15 protein-coding genes and 1 tRNA gene (1 of these 16 cut by a window edge) are annotated in these 14,103 nt (G+C 60.5%); 3 read left to right on the forward strand and 13 right to left on the reverse strand.

Annotation, left to right across the window (positions count from 1 at the left end):
- The 9 genes from ACXAEH_RS11630 to ACXAEH_RS11670 all read right to left on the reverse strand — a co-directional run.
- Positions 1-826: the 5' portion of a 5-oxoprolinase subunit C family protein gene (locus ACXAEH_RS11630; protein ID WP_475032941.1), read on the reverse strand. It extends 206 nt beyond the left edge of the window; only the first 826 of its 1,032 coding nucleotides appear in the window; its start codon is at positions 824-826; the stop codon falls past the left edge of the window.
- Positions 823-1,575 (reverse strand): 5-oxoprolinase subunit B family protein, encoded by a 753-nt coding sequence (locus ACXAEH_RS11635; RefSeq protein ID WP_475032943.1) that lies wholly within the window; start codon positions 1,573-1,575, stop codon positions 823-825. Before ACXAEH_RS11635 ends, ACXAEH_RS11630 begins: the two co-directional genes overlap by 4 nt.
- Before the next feature lie 98 nt (positions 1,576-1,673).
- On the reverse strand, positions 1,674-3,089 hold the full coding sequence (locus ACXAEH_RS11640; protein WP_475032944.1) for a methyl-accepting chemotaxis protein: 1,416 nt from the start codon (positions 3,087-3,089) through the stop codon (positions 1,674-1,676).
- A 643-nt stretch (positions 3,090-3,732) separates the two neighbouring features.
- Complete coding sequence (locus ACXAEH_RS11645) at positions 3,733-4,503, reverse strand: iron-containing alcohol dehydrogenase (RefSeq protein ID WP_475032946.1); 771 nt, start codon at positions 4,501-4,503, stop codon at positions 3,733-3,735.
- A gap of 39 nt (positions 4,504-4,542) precedes the next feature.
- On the reverse strand, positions 4,543-5,475 hold the full coding sequence (locus ACXAEH_RS11650) for an IS5 family transposase (protein ID WP_475032948.1): 933 nt from the start codon (positions 5,473-5,475) through the stop codon (positions 4,543-4,545).
- On the reverse strand, positions 5,381-6,241 hold the full coding sequence (locus tag ACXAEH_RS11655) for an MFS transporter (protein ID WP_475032950.1): 861 nt from the start codon (positions 6,239-6,241) through the stop codon (positions 5,381-5,383). Before ACXAEH_RS11655 ends, ACXAEH_RS11650 begins: the two co-directional genes overlap by 95 nt.
- Before the next feature lie 129 nt (positions 6,242-6,370).
- Positions 6,371-6,799, reverse strand: coding sequence for a MaoC/PaaZ C-terminal domain-containing protein (locus tag ACXAEH_RS11660; protein ID WP_475032952.1), 429 nt, complete (start codon positions 6,797-6,799; stop codon positions 6,371-6,373).
- Positions 6,792-7,199, reverse strand: coding sequence for a DUF2000 family protein (locus ACXAEH_RS11665; protein ID WP_475032954.1), 408 nt, complete (start codon positions 7,197-7,199; stop codon positions 6,792-6,794). The genes ACXAEH_RS11660 and ACXAEH_RS11665 overlap by 8 nt, the downstream gene beginning before the upstream one ends.
- Before the next feature lie 14 nt (positions 7,200-7,213).
- The gene (locus ACXAEH_RS11670; protein WP_475032956.1) at positions 7,214-7,804 is read right to left on the reverse strand and encodes a LysE family translocator; all 591 of its coding nucleotides are present in this window, start codon (positions 7,802-7,804) and stop codon (positions 7,214-7,216) included.
- A gap of 138 nt (positions 7,805-7,942) precedes the next feature.
- Between ACXAEH_RS11670 and ACXAEH_RS11675 the strand changes: the two genes are divergently transcribed.
- Positions 7,943-8,437, forward strand: coding sequence for an Lrp/AsnC family transcriptional regulator (locus tag ACXAEH_RS11675; protein ID WP_475032958.1), 495 nt, complete (start codon positions 7,943-7,945; stop codon positions 8,435-8,437).
- A gap of 215 nt (positions 8,438-8,652) precedes the next feature.
- Here the strand turns inward: ACXAEH_RS11675 and ACXAEH_RS11680 are convergent.
- Positions 8,653-8,729 (reverse strand) — tRNA-Arg (locus ACXAEH_RS11680).
- Positions 8,730-8,764: 35 nt separating this feature from the next.
- Positions 8,765-9,241 (reverse strand): GNAT family N-acetyltransferase, encoded by a 477-nt coding sequence (locus ACXAEH_RS11685; protein WP_475032959.1) that lies wholly within the window; start codon positions 9,239-9,241, stop codon positions 8,765-8,767.
- 358 nt (positions 9,242-9,599) lie between these two features.
- On the opposite strand from ACXAEH_RS11685, the gene ACXAEH_RS11690 reads away from it, so the two are divergent.
- Complete coding sequence (locus ACXAEH_RS11690; protein WP_475032961.1) at positions 9,600-10,238, forward strand: GNAT family N-acetyltransferase; 639 nt, start codon at positions 9,600-9,602, stop codon at positions 10,236-10,238.
- 76 nt (positions 10,239-10,314) lie between these two features.
- Entirely contained in the window at positions 10,315-12,084 is a 1,770-nt protein-coding gene (locus ACXAEH_RS11695; protein ID WP_475032963.1) for an adenylate/guanylate cyclase domain-containing protein, read from the forward strand.
- Between the two features lie 24 nt (positions 12,085-12,108).
- Here the strand turns inward: ACXAEH_RS11695 and ACXAEH_RS11700 are convergent, their stop codons facing one another.
- A complete protein-coding gene (locus ACXAEH_RS11700; RefSeq protein ID WP_475032965.1) occupies positions 12,109-12,600 on the reverse strand; it encodes a hypothetical protein in 492 nt (163 codons plus the stop codon).
- 198 nt (positions 12,601-12,798) lie between these two features.
- Positions 12,799-14,097, reverse strand: coding sequence for a gluzincin family metallopeptidase (locus tag ACXAEH_RS11705; protein ID WP_475032966.1), 1,299 nt, complete (start codon positions 14,095-14,097; stop codon positions 12,799-12,801).
- Positions 14,098-14,103 lie beyond the last annotated feature (6 nt).

The following is a 14,103-nucleotide window of genomic DNA, read 5'->3' on the forward strand; positions in this document are numbered from 1 at the left end:
CGGCCTGCGCCTGCGCAACCCTGGGCAGGTCGCAGGCCAGCACCGTGCCGATTCTGGGATAGCCGCCCGTGGTCTGGCACTCCCGCAGCAGGACAAAAGGCTTGCCATCGCCGGTCATCTGCACATCTCCCGGCAGGATCACCTCAGACAGGATGTTGAGCTGGCCAGCCGCGGCAAAGCCCTCGCCGTCCGAAACCATCTCGACACCCATCCGGTTGGCGCGGCTGCCGCGGCGGAATTCGGCCGCCGCAAACCGGCTCCGCACCTCATCCGGGAACAGGTGGCTCTGGAAACTCTCGACGATGCGCAGCTCTCCGCCCTGGAACCGGTCCTCTGCCCGCAGCGACATTCCGGTGACGTTGCTCTGGTCCGGCCCGGCGGGCAGCAGGCCGCCGGCTTGCGCGGCCTGCCCCAGCCCCGCCATCAGATGCACGGCACGGGCACCCAGCAGCGGATCAGTTGCGATACCGCCGCCCAGATGCAGATAGCCATAGACGCCTGTCCGCGCAGCACCGATCGAGAGCCGCTGTCCCGGCTCCATCAAGTGCGAGGCGTTCCAGGCCAGCGCCTCGCTGTCCAGCGCGGCCGCCATCGGCGCGCCGGTCAAGGCAATGCGCAAAGGCGCCGTTGCTTCGAACTCGCCGCCCATGCCGCCCATTTCCAAGGCCGCGAGGCCAGGCTCCTGACGCAGCAGTGCCGCGCCCTCGGCCAGAGCCAGCGGGTCCGCCGCCCCTCCTTGAGAAACCCCCTGCCCCAGCAGCCCCGGACGGCCCAGATCCTGGACCGAGGCCGCAGGGCCGATCCGCAAAATCCTGAGCCCGTTCATACGGTGATCTCCGTGACGATGGCGCCGCCGCGGCGCGGGTCTTCCTGGCAATGTTTCAGGAAGTCCGGTTTGGAAACCGCCTCGAACACCATCTCGTCCCCAGGACGCAAGGCGAAGGGGTGATTGGTTTCCGGCTCAAACAGCGTCAGGCCGGTCTGGCCAACGTGGCGCCAGCCAGTGGGTGCCGAGGTGGCGAACAGAACGAATTGACGGATCGCCTGCACCAGCGCCCCGCGCGGCACCATCGGAGTCAGGCCCGTCTGCCGCGGCAGGTCCCACTCCGGCCCGAGCGAGCCCAGGTAGGGCTGGCCGGGCGCGAAGCCGATGGTCAGCACCCGCACGCGCGCAGCCCCCAGGCTGTCGATGGCCTGCGCCTCGCTCATGCCCGCTGCATCGGCGGCTTCCGCCAGCTGCGGTGCCAGATCGGTGCCATAGACTGTCGGCACCCGCCAGAACCGGCGCCCGGCCGGCAAAGCTGCCTGGGTCCAGTCCTGTTCTTCCAGCAGCGCCTGCAGCCGGGCCTCCAAAACAGAATGCGGCAGCAGGCTTGGATCAAAACGGACAAACACCGAGGCCAATGAGGCCATCGTTTCGGCCACCCCCTCCAGCGCCATATCATCAACCGCGCTGCGAAAGGCCAGCGCGGCGCGGTTCGAGGCCTCGCTCAAACTGCCGGCAAAGCTCACCAGCATCCCGTTCAACCCCGCCCGCCGGATCAGCGGGTAAGCCGGCACTTCCTGGCTGGTCATATGTTCTCCCCGTCGTTTTGCGCGCCAGCGTTGCGGTGCGGACGGGGAGTGTCAACACATCAATTTACTGCCTCAACGGTATTGTCAGGACGCACGCGTCAAAAGTCATCCCAGCCGTTTGCCGCGGCCAGGGGCGCGGCACTGAAACCGCTCGCCGCCGTGACTGCCGGGGCTTGGAACGGCACGACATCACCCGCCGGGGCTGCAACTGGCGCAGAACCGGTTTTGAACTTGGCCACTTCCCGGGTGAGCTGGCCTGCGTCCGCCGACAGCAGGCGGCTGGCTGCCGAGGTCTCTTCCACCATTGCGGCGTTCTGCTGGGTCACCTGATCCAGCTGCGAAACACCCATATTGATTTCCCCCAGCGAGGTCGCCTGCTCCTTGGCGCCCGCAGCAATCCGGCTGATATGGGTCGAAATATTGCCGACGCTTTCAATGATCTGCTGCAGCTCGTCGCCGGTTTTGCCCACCAGGTCGACACCGCTGGCCACCTGCTGCTTACTCTGACCGATCAGCTGCTTGATTTCGCCGGCCGCCGCCGCCGAGCGCTGCGCCAGGGCCCGCACCTCGGAGGCCACAACCGCGAAGCCGCGCCCTGCCTCGCCCGCCCGCGCGGCCTCGACACCGGCATTCAGCGCCAGCAGGTTGGTCTGAAACGCGATGTCATCGATCATGCCGATGATCTTGGCGATCTCTTCCGAAGAAGTTTCGATTTCAGACATCGCCGCAACCGCGCTGCTGACCACCTCGCCGCTGTGTTCCGCGGTGGACTTGGCTTCCTTGACAATGCCTTCCACCTTTTCCGCGCCTTCAGCCGAGGATTGCACTGTTTCCGTCAGCTCTTCAATCGCCGCCGCGGTCTGCTCCAATGTCGCCGCCTGGCTTTCGGTGCGTTGCGACAAGTCACCCGCGGATTTCGAGATCTCCCCCGCCGTGCGTTCAACCGCGCCGGAAACCTGGGTGACCGCGCCCATGGCGGCTTCCAGCTGCTCCGCCGAGCGATTGAATGCCTCGCCCAGCGCGGCGATATCCGCCTCTTGCGATAGCTTGACCCGCTGCGACAGATCCCCGTGGCTCATCGCATCCAGGCCTTTGGCGATTTCCTGCAGACCCTCCCGCCGCACTGTCACGTCGGTGGCAACCTTGACCACCTTCTCCACAGTCCCGTTTTCGCCCGTAACCGGCGCATAAGTCGCCTGGATCCAAATGGTGGCGCCGCCCTTTGTCACCCGCGGGAACTGGCCGGTGGCCACCTGTCCGGAGGCCAGATCCAGCCAGAATTGCTTGTACTCTTCACCCGCCGCCAGTTCAGGTGCCACAAACATCGAATGATGCTGCCCCTGGATCTCTTCCAGCCTGTATCCAAGCGCAGCACAGAAATTGCCGTTTGCCGTCAGGATCGTGCCATCCGGGTTGAATTGGATCGTGGCTTGGGTCCTGTCGACCACGTCCGCGATAATCCTGGCGCTGCTGTCCTGTTCTGCCGGCTTGGCCTTCTTAGTCTTGAAAAACAATGAGAGTACTCCGCGCGTCTGTGATTCTTTCTGAGGCACCCTCGGAGTAGCGTGAAACCAACAGAAAAATGTTAACCCGTGCCCGCAGCTGCACAGAACACCTCAACTGCGCTTTCCTCCGGTAAAATCAACGCTTTCCGCGCAGCGGCGGGCTGCGCAGCATAGGAGCAGCCGGTGCGGAAACGGCAGCCCAACCGCGCCTGCCGCGGCTTGGAGTATTCAAACTGCCGCCGGAAGCGCGCTCAAAAACGTGTGGGTTCGAGGCTTTTGAGATGCAGCAAAGCGATACGGCAGCGTTGACAAAAGGGACAGAGCGGACTGGACAAGGAAGATCATGAAGGGAAGCGGAAATCCCAGCCGCCCCGAAAACTTCCCCAGTATGGATCCACTGCGCAGACGCCAAACCAGACAAGGCGGCCTGCCGGCTGGTTTCAAAGGTGCCAATGAAACATAGGAATGCACGCATCTTCAATTCGGCAATCCAACTCTCAAATTTTACCAATTAAAATCAGCTACTTGTTAATTTACAAATGGTGGCGCACCCCAAAAACATGCACGCCAAAACCAAACGCATGCACAGGTCTGGCAAAGAAAGAGCCCGCTCAAGACGGGCTCTTCGCGGCAACTACACGCGCTCTGATCGTTATTGTTCTTTGTGAAGCAGCGACGCCATCACCTCGGGATTGAAGGCCTCTTCGAAGTCGACAACAGTGAAAGGTGAGTATGCAGGCGGGAGACGGTACGTCTTTGCAAATGCACTCACAAAATGGTCGAGCGAACACGACTGCGCACCTTCGAGTTTAGCCAAGGCAAAAGCAGGCACGCAACAGGCCTCGATTGCGTGAACCATTGCATCTATGCCAGTCCACGCTGTCAGGTGCGGCGGCAGCCCCAGCGTAATTTCCGGATCCAGCAAGGCCAGGGATGGCTTCAGCTCGGGATGCCAGACACAAAGTTTCATCATGCGGGCCGTTTCCGTGATCATCGCGGTGCTTTCGGTTTCCGCACCGGTGCCTGCTGTGGTTGGAATACAGATCAGGGGTGGAAAGGGCGGCTGGCCGGACATATCCATCGGCGACCGTTCGAGATCGAAATCCCAGAGATCAACTTCGTTGTTGGCTACCAGGCAAACTGCCTTAGCCCCATCCATGCCGCTGCCGCCGCCAATCGCTATAATGCCGTCGTGGCCGCCTGCTTGGAACTGCGCCCGCCCGGCTGCAATCTCATCATCGCGGGGGTTGGGAGAAATGCTGCTGAACAGCCCTGATCTCAGCCCTCCCTGCTCAAGCAACCGCCTCAGCCTTGAAACAAAAGGCAAAGCGGCGCTGCCCTTGTCTGTGATGATCAGTGGGTTTGCTATACGCGCAGCTGCGCAGTTGCTGGCGATCTCTTTCAGGCGGGCTCTGTTGCACAAATCGGGCGCTGAGCAGACTTCCCCTTTCCCCGGGCGGACTTATCCTACGGGCTCGGTGACGGGTATGCCGAGAGCGGTGTAGCGATTGAGCACGGCGACACGGATTTGGATTTCCGCGACCTGCCGGTCGAAGTCCCGGGCCATCAAAGATTGGCCCAGTCGCTTCACGCAATGCATCTTGCTTTCGACACGGCTCCGGCGGTGATAGCCACTCCATCTTTTCCAGATGGTGCGACCGAGATAGCGCGAGGCATTGACCGCATCGTTGCGGGCGATGGCGCCAGGGGTGGTAGGTTTCCACGGCTTGGTATTCTTGCGCGGGGGTATGACCGCGTGGGCTTTGCGGGCGGCAATCGCGTCGTGGCATTTGCGGGTGTCGTAGGCTCCGTCAGCAGTCACTGCCCCAATGTCTTGATCGGACGGAATTTGGTTCAGCAACTCCGGCAGCATGGGTGCGTCACCGACATTGCTGGTGGTGACCTCGACGGCCCGAACCTCCAGCGTTTCTTCATCTATTCCAATGTGTATCTTGCGCCAGATGCGTCGTTTGGGGCCTCCATGCTTGCGGGCATTCCATTCGCCTTCGCCCTCGGACTTGATACCAGTACTATCAATCAGCAGGTTCAGCGGACCATCGCCACCCCGATACGGCAGGCTTACGTTCAACGTCTTCTGGCGGCGGCTCAATGTACTGAAATTGGGCACCGCCCAGTCCAACCCGACCAGTTGCAGCAGGCTTTCAATGAACCCGGTTGTTTGCCTCAACGGCATGCCAAACAGAACCTTCAGGGTCAGACAGCTCTGGATCGCAGCATCGCTGAACTGCTGTCGCCGACCGCGCTTGCCACCTGGCGGCGGCACCCAGACCATTTCGGGATCAAACCAGATCGATACAGAACCGCGCTGCTTCAGCGCGATGTTGTACGAAGGCCAGTTCCTGGTCTTGTATTTCGTAGGGGACCAACTGCTCATCCACTCCAGCTATCACGCTGGATTCACACAGTGAATCCCTCACGCAATTTGTGCAACAAAGTCCCTCAACCCCTCCTGATGACACCAAAAGAACCGCCAGACACAGCAAGGCCAACCGCCTGAGGGGAAAGGTGCCGGGGGCCGAGGTGCAAGGGGCTGCCTGATCTGGTCGCAATGCGATCCAGGCTGACAGGCCAAGCGCTTGCAGCGCGAAGAACCCGAAACCCCAACGCCATGTGGCATGTTCGACAAAAACACCACCGATCAGTGGCCCGAGAAAGGCCGAGACGCCCCAAAAGGTTGACACCACCGCAATTGTGCCCGCCGTGTAGCGCCGTGGAAAAATCGCGCTGATGGCCACGAACGCCATGGCGGTCAGCCCGCCCCCGCCAAGCCCCTGCAAACAGCGACCCATCAGGATCAGCGCCATCGTCGGACTTATTGCACTCAGAAGGCACCCCAGCCCGAACAGGGCGGCGGCGAGGCTCATCGGCCCCCGCAGCCCATGCCGCATGGTTAACAGCGCACTCGCTGCACCTGCCACAACCGAGGCGATCTCGTAAAGCGATACGGACCAACCGACCAGCGCCGCCCCGCCAACGTCCGAGACGATTGACGGCAGCATGGTCGCCACGATCAGCCCATCGGCGGCGTGCAGCCAAACGGCAAGACACACCAGCGCCAAGGACGGTGCATAAGCGCTCGTGAGAAGCTCTTGCCACGACACAAAGTTGTCTGCGTTTTTGTTGCTTTCCGTTTCCGCCATCAGTCTCTCCAATCAGTTGATGGCCTCCTTGCTAAAACCTCAAGCCTAATTGAGGTAAAGGAAAAACTTGTGCAGTAGCTTTCTGTCGACCAGAGGCATCGCTCTTTGCAGTGGTTGGCCGCGTTCCACTCAGCTGCGCAGCATCCGCCAGCGTTGACGGATCAGGGTGCCACCAGCCTCTGCTTCAAGAGTTTCAACCCCAAGAAAATTGTAGCTGCGCTGCCCTTGCCCCTCTTCGATGGCTTCAAAGGTGATGCGCACGCAAAGGTCGCAGTCCGGCAGGATCGGTCGGGTGAACCGGATCTGGTCAAGCTCCGCGCCGATCAGCGGGGCATCGCCAAAGGGGCGCGCTTCGACCGCCAGTCGCATGGTCAACGCCAGCGCATGCCAGCCGCTGGCCACTAAGGTGCCAAAGAACCCGTCCTGTGCCGCCGCGTCGTCGATATGCATCGGTTGCGGGTCAAACTCCTGCGCAAATTCGATGGCGGCCTCTCGCGTCAGCCGTGCCGACCTGCTGGTGACGCTCTCTCCGACGCTCAATGCCTTCAGTTCAGCCATGCATTTTTGCTCCCTTGGTGATCTTGTCGACGATTTTCTTGTCAGCGTGCAGGGCGATCCCCACGGTGTTGGCCTCATCCGGGCCATGTTCGGCAAACACGGCGCGGTTGGCGTCATCATGACCGGTGGCGAACATTTCCTCGATATAGACCACGGTTTCGACATCGCGGGCCCGCGCGCGGTTGCGGATGTTGGTGAGCACATTAGGCGCCCCGGTCAGCACGATCACCGGCTGCACCGACATCGGCAGATGGGCATTGCCATCGCAGTCTTCATAAGGGGCCCCGATCAGATCGGGGTCGGCGCCGGTGATGCCGCTCATCAGAAAGGCGGTCACATTGAGCTTTTGCCAAGTGGCGAGGTCATCGCGGACGATGATGGCGATCTTTGTGTCGAACATTCAGGGGGTCCTTATTAAATCAGCGTGATCATTGAGGCGGCGAGGCCAAGGCCAAGCGCCATGTTGAACAGGCGGGCGAGGGGCGGATGTTGCAAAAGGTTGCGCAGCGCAGCGCCACTTGCCAGCCAGGGAAAGCAACCGGTGGTGGCGGCAAGGATGAAGACCAGGCTCAACAATGCAGCCTGCTCAAACGCTGATCCTTCGACGGCCATGAAGGTTCCGACGATAGACACGGAAACGATCCACGCCTTCGGATTGACCCACTGAAGCAGCATCGCAGGCAGGAAACCAAACCTCAGCTCGTCCTCTTCCTGAACGGTTTCGCCGGACACGGGGGCGGTGGCGATCATCCAGGCCAGCCAAAGAATGGCGCCCATGCCCACAATACGCAGCACCATCAGCACCGCGTGGTTTTCCAAAATCGTCGCGCCAAGACCAAAGCCAACAATGAACAGGATTAGCCCGGTCCCCAGGGCGGTCCCGATCAACGCGGGCATTCCGCGCAGGATACCCGCCTGCGCGCCGACCGTCGTCAGGAGAACATTGGATGGACCCGGCGTGACGGACGCGATGAGCGCGAAGACGAAAAATGCGGAGACTTCCATGGGCACCTCCCGGTTCGAAGAGTTGTAGTTGTGAATGGCAAATTGTCGAACTATCTTCGGTAATTTTGCTGTGATACATGATTATCAAGCGGATATATTTGCAACCATCGAAGTGATTTCGGAAGTAGGGGGGCGAAGATGGATATTGACCGAACAGATCGACGCATTTTGGCACTTTTGTCGAAAGATGCTCGGATGACCAACAAGGAGCTTTCGCATGAGGTCGGTTTGGCGGCGTCAAGCGTGCATGAACGACTCAAGCGGTTGCATGAAAGCGGCTTGGTCGCGGGAACCTATACCGATATTCGGCTGAAGCAATTGGGCCTGTCGCTGAAGGCGCTGTTGTTCATCCAGATGTCGGAACACAAAAAGACCGACCTGGACCGCATTCTGAGAGAGATCCTGAAGATCCCCGAAGTGCGCGCCGGTTGGATGATCAGCGGTCGGTTTGATGCGGTGGTGGAAGTGCTGACCAAGGACACCTCGCACCTGCACCGGCTGGTGGTCGAGAGGTTCTCCTCGCGCGAAGAAATCAGCAGAATCGAGACCTCAATCGTTTTCGAAAGTGTGGCGCAGCACGATCTCACCGAGACCCTCGGCCTGACGGACAAGCCGCAGAACACCGCTGACTGAAAGAGCGTATGTCCGCTTTTGCAGTTTTTGATTAGCGCCGATGCGCCCGCAGAGAAAGCCGGCTAACCGCCCTTCGCGTTGAAGACCCGGAGCAGTGCTGCGCCCTGGACGAAGGTCCCCAAAAATGTCTGTGCCGAGCATTTTGGTGTTGACAGCCGGTGTTTATGAAAACCGGCTTCTGTGCATACTTATGCCTCATTGGCAAAAGGAGAAAATGGCGATCCCTTGAGGACTCGAACCCCAAACCTGCTGATTAGAAGTCAGCTGCTCTATCCAGTTGAGCTAAGGGACCGCTTGCCGCCTGTTATGACAGCCTAGCACTGAGGGTCAAGCCGCGCTGCGCAGGTCCAGATGCATAAACACGGACCAGGGGTCCTCGCTGTAGCCCTCGAAAGGCGGGCATTCGGAAAAGCCAAGCGAACCATAGAGGTTGCGCGAGGCCAGGAATTCTTCGGTGGAGCCGGTCTCCAGGTAAACCCCCGTGGCGCCCTCCTCGCGAGCAAGCGACAGCAGAAACTCCAGCATCTCCCGCCCTGCCCCGCTACCGCGGGCTTCCTCGGCCGTATGCATAGATTTCAGTTCGCGGGCGCCGCCGCTCAGGGATTTCAGTGCCCCCATGGCAATCGCCCTCCCTTCCCGACGCAGCAGGAAGAACTGCACATCCGGTTCCTCCAGCCCGCTGCCATCCAGCGCGTGGCAGCTTTCCTCCGGCGATTGCGCCGCCATCTGCGACAGATGCCGCCGGATCAGCGCAACGGCTTCCGGCTCGGCCGGGCTGGCGGGGCGGATTTCAAAACCGGGCATGGCTGCAACTCCTGCTAAAGGCGGACCTGGGCCAATTCCCAATGCCTCTTCCGCCGCTGAGTTTGCTTTCGATCCGCCGGGTGTCAAGAGCGGGAAGACACCTGCGGCGGCAGCCAACGCAAGGGCGCCCAAAAACCAGGCAGAACCCCGATCCCTCCAAAGGCTGCCGCTTCCGCAAGCTGCAGGATGACCGGCAGGACAATGCCTGCAAAGGCCCTTTGCTTTGGGAATTCATGGCATTCCTCCAAACAAAGTGCCTTGCGGGACCAAAACATGGTACAATTGCCCGGCAGGATTATTCATGCAGGGATTGCATCGAAGATGCTGAACATCCTGGGAGGAAAGGGGGAACAGGCCCATGTCCGACAGTCGGGAGTGCCTCTTCACGCTCAGGCCGCTGGAAAAGGCGGATCTCGCCCTGGTATCCCGCTGGTTCCGGGATGTGGCGGATCTAGCCTGTTTCGACCGCTCGGCGCGCGCGCCACTCAGCCCTGTTGCAACGGAGCAGGCATGGGAAGCTGCGGCGGATGCTGCCGGAAACATGGGCAAATGCTGGTTTGCCATTACCGCAGACGGCGGCGGGCTAGCAGGGATCGCCGGACTGGAAGCGATTTCAGCAATTAACCGGGATGCCGTGATTGCACTGTTCATAGAAAAGGAAAGACGCAGGCAGGGTATCGGCATCCGCTCCATGGCACTGGTGCTGGATTTTGCTTTTCGCCAGCTCGGGCTGAACCGCGTCACGTCATACTACCGCGAAGACAATGCGCGCTCCCGGGATATGACCGCGCAGCTTGGTTTTGAAACCGAAGGCAGGATGCGCCGGGCCTGGTTCGCAGAAGGCCGGTGCTTCGACATGGTTGCAGTCGGGATCTTGCGCGACGAATGGGACGCGCACCGTGCGGGGCTGGCCCGGAATCTGAAGGCCGGCATGGCGGTCTGCTTTGGCACACCGGACTCCCCGGAGTGGACATGGCCGCCCGGCCCGTCCGCATAGACAGCCGGCTGAACAGGCACAAGAGGCAGCAGGGCAGCGAGCAAACCAAAGGAACTAGACGCACGAGGGACATCCAATGGGCGATCAAAGCGAAAACCCTTCGTTCCGGCGAAGGCTCGGTGCGGTGCTCTTTGCCGATGTGGTTGGCTATGCCCGGCTCATGGGGAACGACGAAGTCGATACCTACAGTGCGCTGAAATCACTTCTGATGCAGCTTGAAGCGGCCTGCGAGGCCCATGACGGCCAAGTGATAGCGGTCCGCGGAGATGGCGTTTTGGCCCTGTTTGAGACGGCAACCGATGCCGTGCAATTCGCCGTCGAGCTGCACCGGATCGCAGAACTGAGCAACCAGGCACGCCCCGACGGCCAGAAAATCCGGTTCCGGGCCGGGGTGCACCTGGGAGAAATTCTGGAGGACGACCGCGGGATCCATGGCGACAACGTCAATATTGCCGCCCGGCTGCAGGAAATTGCAGAACCCGGCCGCGTCTTTGTCAGTTCGGTTGTCTATGAGCAGATCCGTAACCGGCTGCGGTTCGGCTACGAGTTTCTTGGCCCCTGCTCACTCAAAAATATTGCCGAGCCGGTGCAGACCTACTGCGTCAGAAGCGAAGTTGCAGGCGTGACCATGGCGCCCAGCCGCCGGCCGGACTTTCAGCCGTCCAAGCCGGCCCGGCCCGAGACGCCTTCGGTTGCGGTTCTGCCCTTTGCCAGCCAGGGCGGGGATCCATCCGACAGCTGGTTTGCCGACGGGCTGACCGATGACATCATCCTGAACCTCTCCAAGTTCAAGAACCTGTTTGTGATCGCCCGGAACTCCGCCTTTTTCTTCAAGACCCAGGCCATGTCTCCCCAGGACGCAGCACGGGAGCTGGGGGTGCGCTATATCGCGCGCGGCAGTGTCCGGCGGGCAGCCTCGCGGGTGCGGGTCGCGGTCGAGTTGATCGACGCGGACAGCGGCAGGACCATCTGGGGGGAACGCTATGACCGGAACATCGATGACATCTTTGAGATACAGGATGAGGTCACCGATGCCATAGTGGCCGCTACTGCCGTTCTGATTGAGACGCAGGAACGCAAACGGATGGCGCAAAGGGCCCCCTCAGACCTTGCCGCCTACGGGTATGTGCTGCGCGGCCAGCAGTTTATCTTCAGGTACACCCGTCAGGACAATCATGAGGCGCATGCGCTTTATGAAAGGGCGCTCGCCTGCGATCAGGATTATGCGCGGGCCTCGGCTGCAATATCCCGCACGATGAACATCAACTGGCGCTACTCCTGGGCGAAAGACACCGAGCATGCGCTTGATACCGCGCTGGGATTTGCACAGCGGGCTGTCGACCTGGATCCAACAGATGCCCGGGGCTTTGGCGAACTTGGTTTCGTGCATCTCTACCGCAAGGAGCATGACGCCTCGATCGGCGCCTACAAGCGGGCGCTCGCCCTCAATCCCAATGATGCAGATCTGCGTTCGGACTTCGCAGATGCCATGGCGCATTCCGGCGACAATGAAGCTGCCATCGAACACCTGCAGCAAGCCATGCGCCTGAACCCCTATTTCCCGGACCAGTACCTGTGGCACCTCGGAGGGGCCTATTATAATCTCAAGGAATACCAGGCGGTGATCGATACGCTGACGAAGATGAACAACCCCACCGAGGGGCAACGGATGCTGGCGGCAAGCTATGCCCAGCTTGGCCGCATGGATCTGGCACAGAAAATGACCCGGAAGCACCAGGAAGCGCACCCGAACTTCTCGCTGGACCGCTGGGCCAAGGTCCAGCCTGACCGTCTGGAAGAGGACACCCAGCACTTTGTCGAAGGGCTGAAAAAAGCCGGTTTCTGAACCGGCAAGCAATGCAGGCGCGCTTCAGTCGCCTGACACTTTTGCACCGCTCACCTTGGCACCGCTGACTTTGGCACCGCTGACCTTTGCACCGCTGACCTTGGCGCCGCTCACCTTGGCACCGCTGACCGCCGGGCCTGCGGACCCGAAGTACACATCCAGCAGAACCTGTTCCAGCATACCGGTCATCAAATCCATGCGGATCGTGTAGTCGGCCTTGTCATACTCCCAGAACTTGATCTTGTCCGCCATCTGGAAATCGGCCGCGGCAACGCCGGATTTTGACGGATTCAGGGGCGAGCGGGCGAATTCTCCGCTTTCGGCAAATGCGTCTTCCCCTTTGCCGTGCACCAGCAGGATGACCGGCTCAGGCAACTGATGATAGGCGCCTTCATAGGAAAACCCATAGATGCGGGCGAGCCTTGGATCGGTTCCTTCCTGCAGCTGTTTTGCGAGAAACCCGTTGTCGCCGCACCGCTCTCCGCGGCCCCTGTCCTTGATCTTCAGGTCCTTCACCAAACGTCCAAATAGTAACACTTCTGAAAAACTGAGTAACGTCTCGGCCACCTTACTCACTCCCGTGGCTATGGAAACAACACCAGAAGAATTCCTCCCAATGCATGAGCCGAAACACGTGCGAGCCCGATTGTTCGAGAAAGTCCCCCTGCAATTAAAATGCCACAAAAAGGTTAAAATTTAAAGGTTATTAAATCTCTACTGATCAGGCACCCGGGTTCGGACCGAATCTGCGTGGCTTGTATCATCGGCGGATTGCAGGCGGGGGCCGGCCTGAACCAGGCCGATCCCGCGCATTCTGAAATTGCCTTCGATGATTGTGCGGAAGGCACCGCCAGTAATGTTTGCATCAACAGCCAGCAGTGCCCGTTCGACGGCAGAATACGTGAGGTTCTCCGCTTCCAGAAGGCTCCAGGCGTCGGCCAGGTAAGAGCCCAGAAAATCGCGGGCCTCCAGCAGGGCCACGCGAAACCCTTCGGGATCAAGTGCATAACGAGCATCAAAAAGCGCCTGCATGACGTCGCTGTAATATGGCGTCGCCTCCAGCCGGTCCGAAAGGTCCTCCATCTCCGGGGTGATCAGCCGGTGAACAAGCAACCGCTCGTGGAAAATGTCGACAAAGATATCGAACATGGCGCCGGTCAGCGGTTCGGACAGCGCATGCTCGCTGGTCCAGCCATGCGCAAATTCCGGCAGGGTCCGGGTATTGGCCGCCATCCGGATCTGCGCATTTCCGGCAAGTTCCGCAAAGCGACTGAGCTGATTAAAAGTGTAAAGATTACCCCGGGTGTTCTCCAGCAGCTCCTCCACAACCGATCCGAAATGCAGGGAGGCAAGCAGCGCGACCATGTCTGCCGCGGATTTGTGAAAGCCGTAGTACTCGCCCGGCACGTCCTCTGACGGCGGCATGCCGACCACGCTGTAAATGATGGCATGGCCGATCTCATGTGCAACAACATCGAAATTCAGGCTGTAGGCACGGTATTCGCCGCCGTGCTCGCTGGTGCCTCCCGTTTCCAGAAAACCCCAGCCGATATGGGCATTGTCGAGGCTGGGCAAGAGCGACAGCTCGAGCCGTTCGAAATCCCGCGCAAAGTGCCAAGGTACCGGGTGGCCGAAATAGCCTTCCCAGACATCCATGGTGAAATGCGCTGCACCAAATAAATGCGCTGCCTCAAATGCGGGATCGGATGGCAGGATGTGGCTGAAGTTGCCAAACTCATCCGGCTCCGGCGGCGGCTGAATATGGCCGTCCCAAGGCGGCAGATACATGCCCGGGCCTTCCGGGCGCTCAATGATGGCACCATAGGGGGTCCGTTTGCCGGCCGGATTGACGGTATACATGCGCGGCCCCGACGGACCCGGGCCGATGCTCCCCCGCGGCGCAGAGATTTCAACAAGTTCGGGGACGGCATCCGGCTTGCGGAACGGCGCCTGCGGAAACAGAAGGAACCGGGTGCCCGGTGCCTCTTCGTCGAACTCATCAGGGTTGTACATGCGTCC

The sequence above is a fragment of the Leisingera sp. ABM4_060 genome (genome assembly GCF_056158765.1).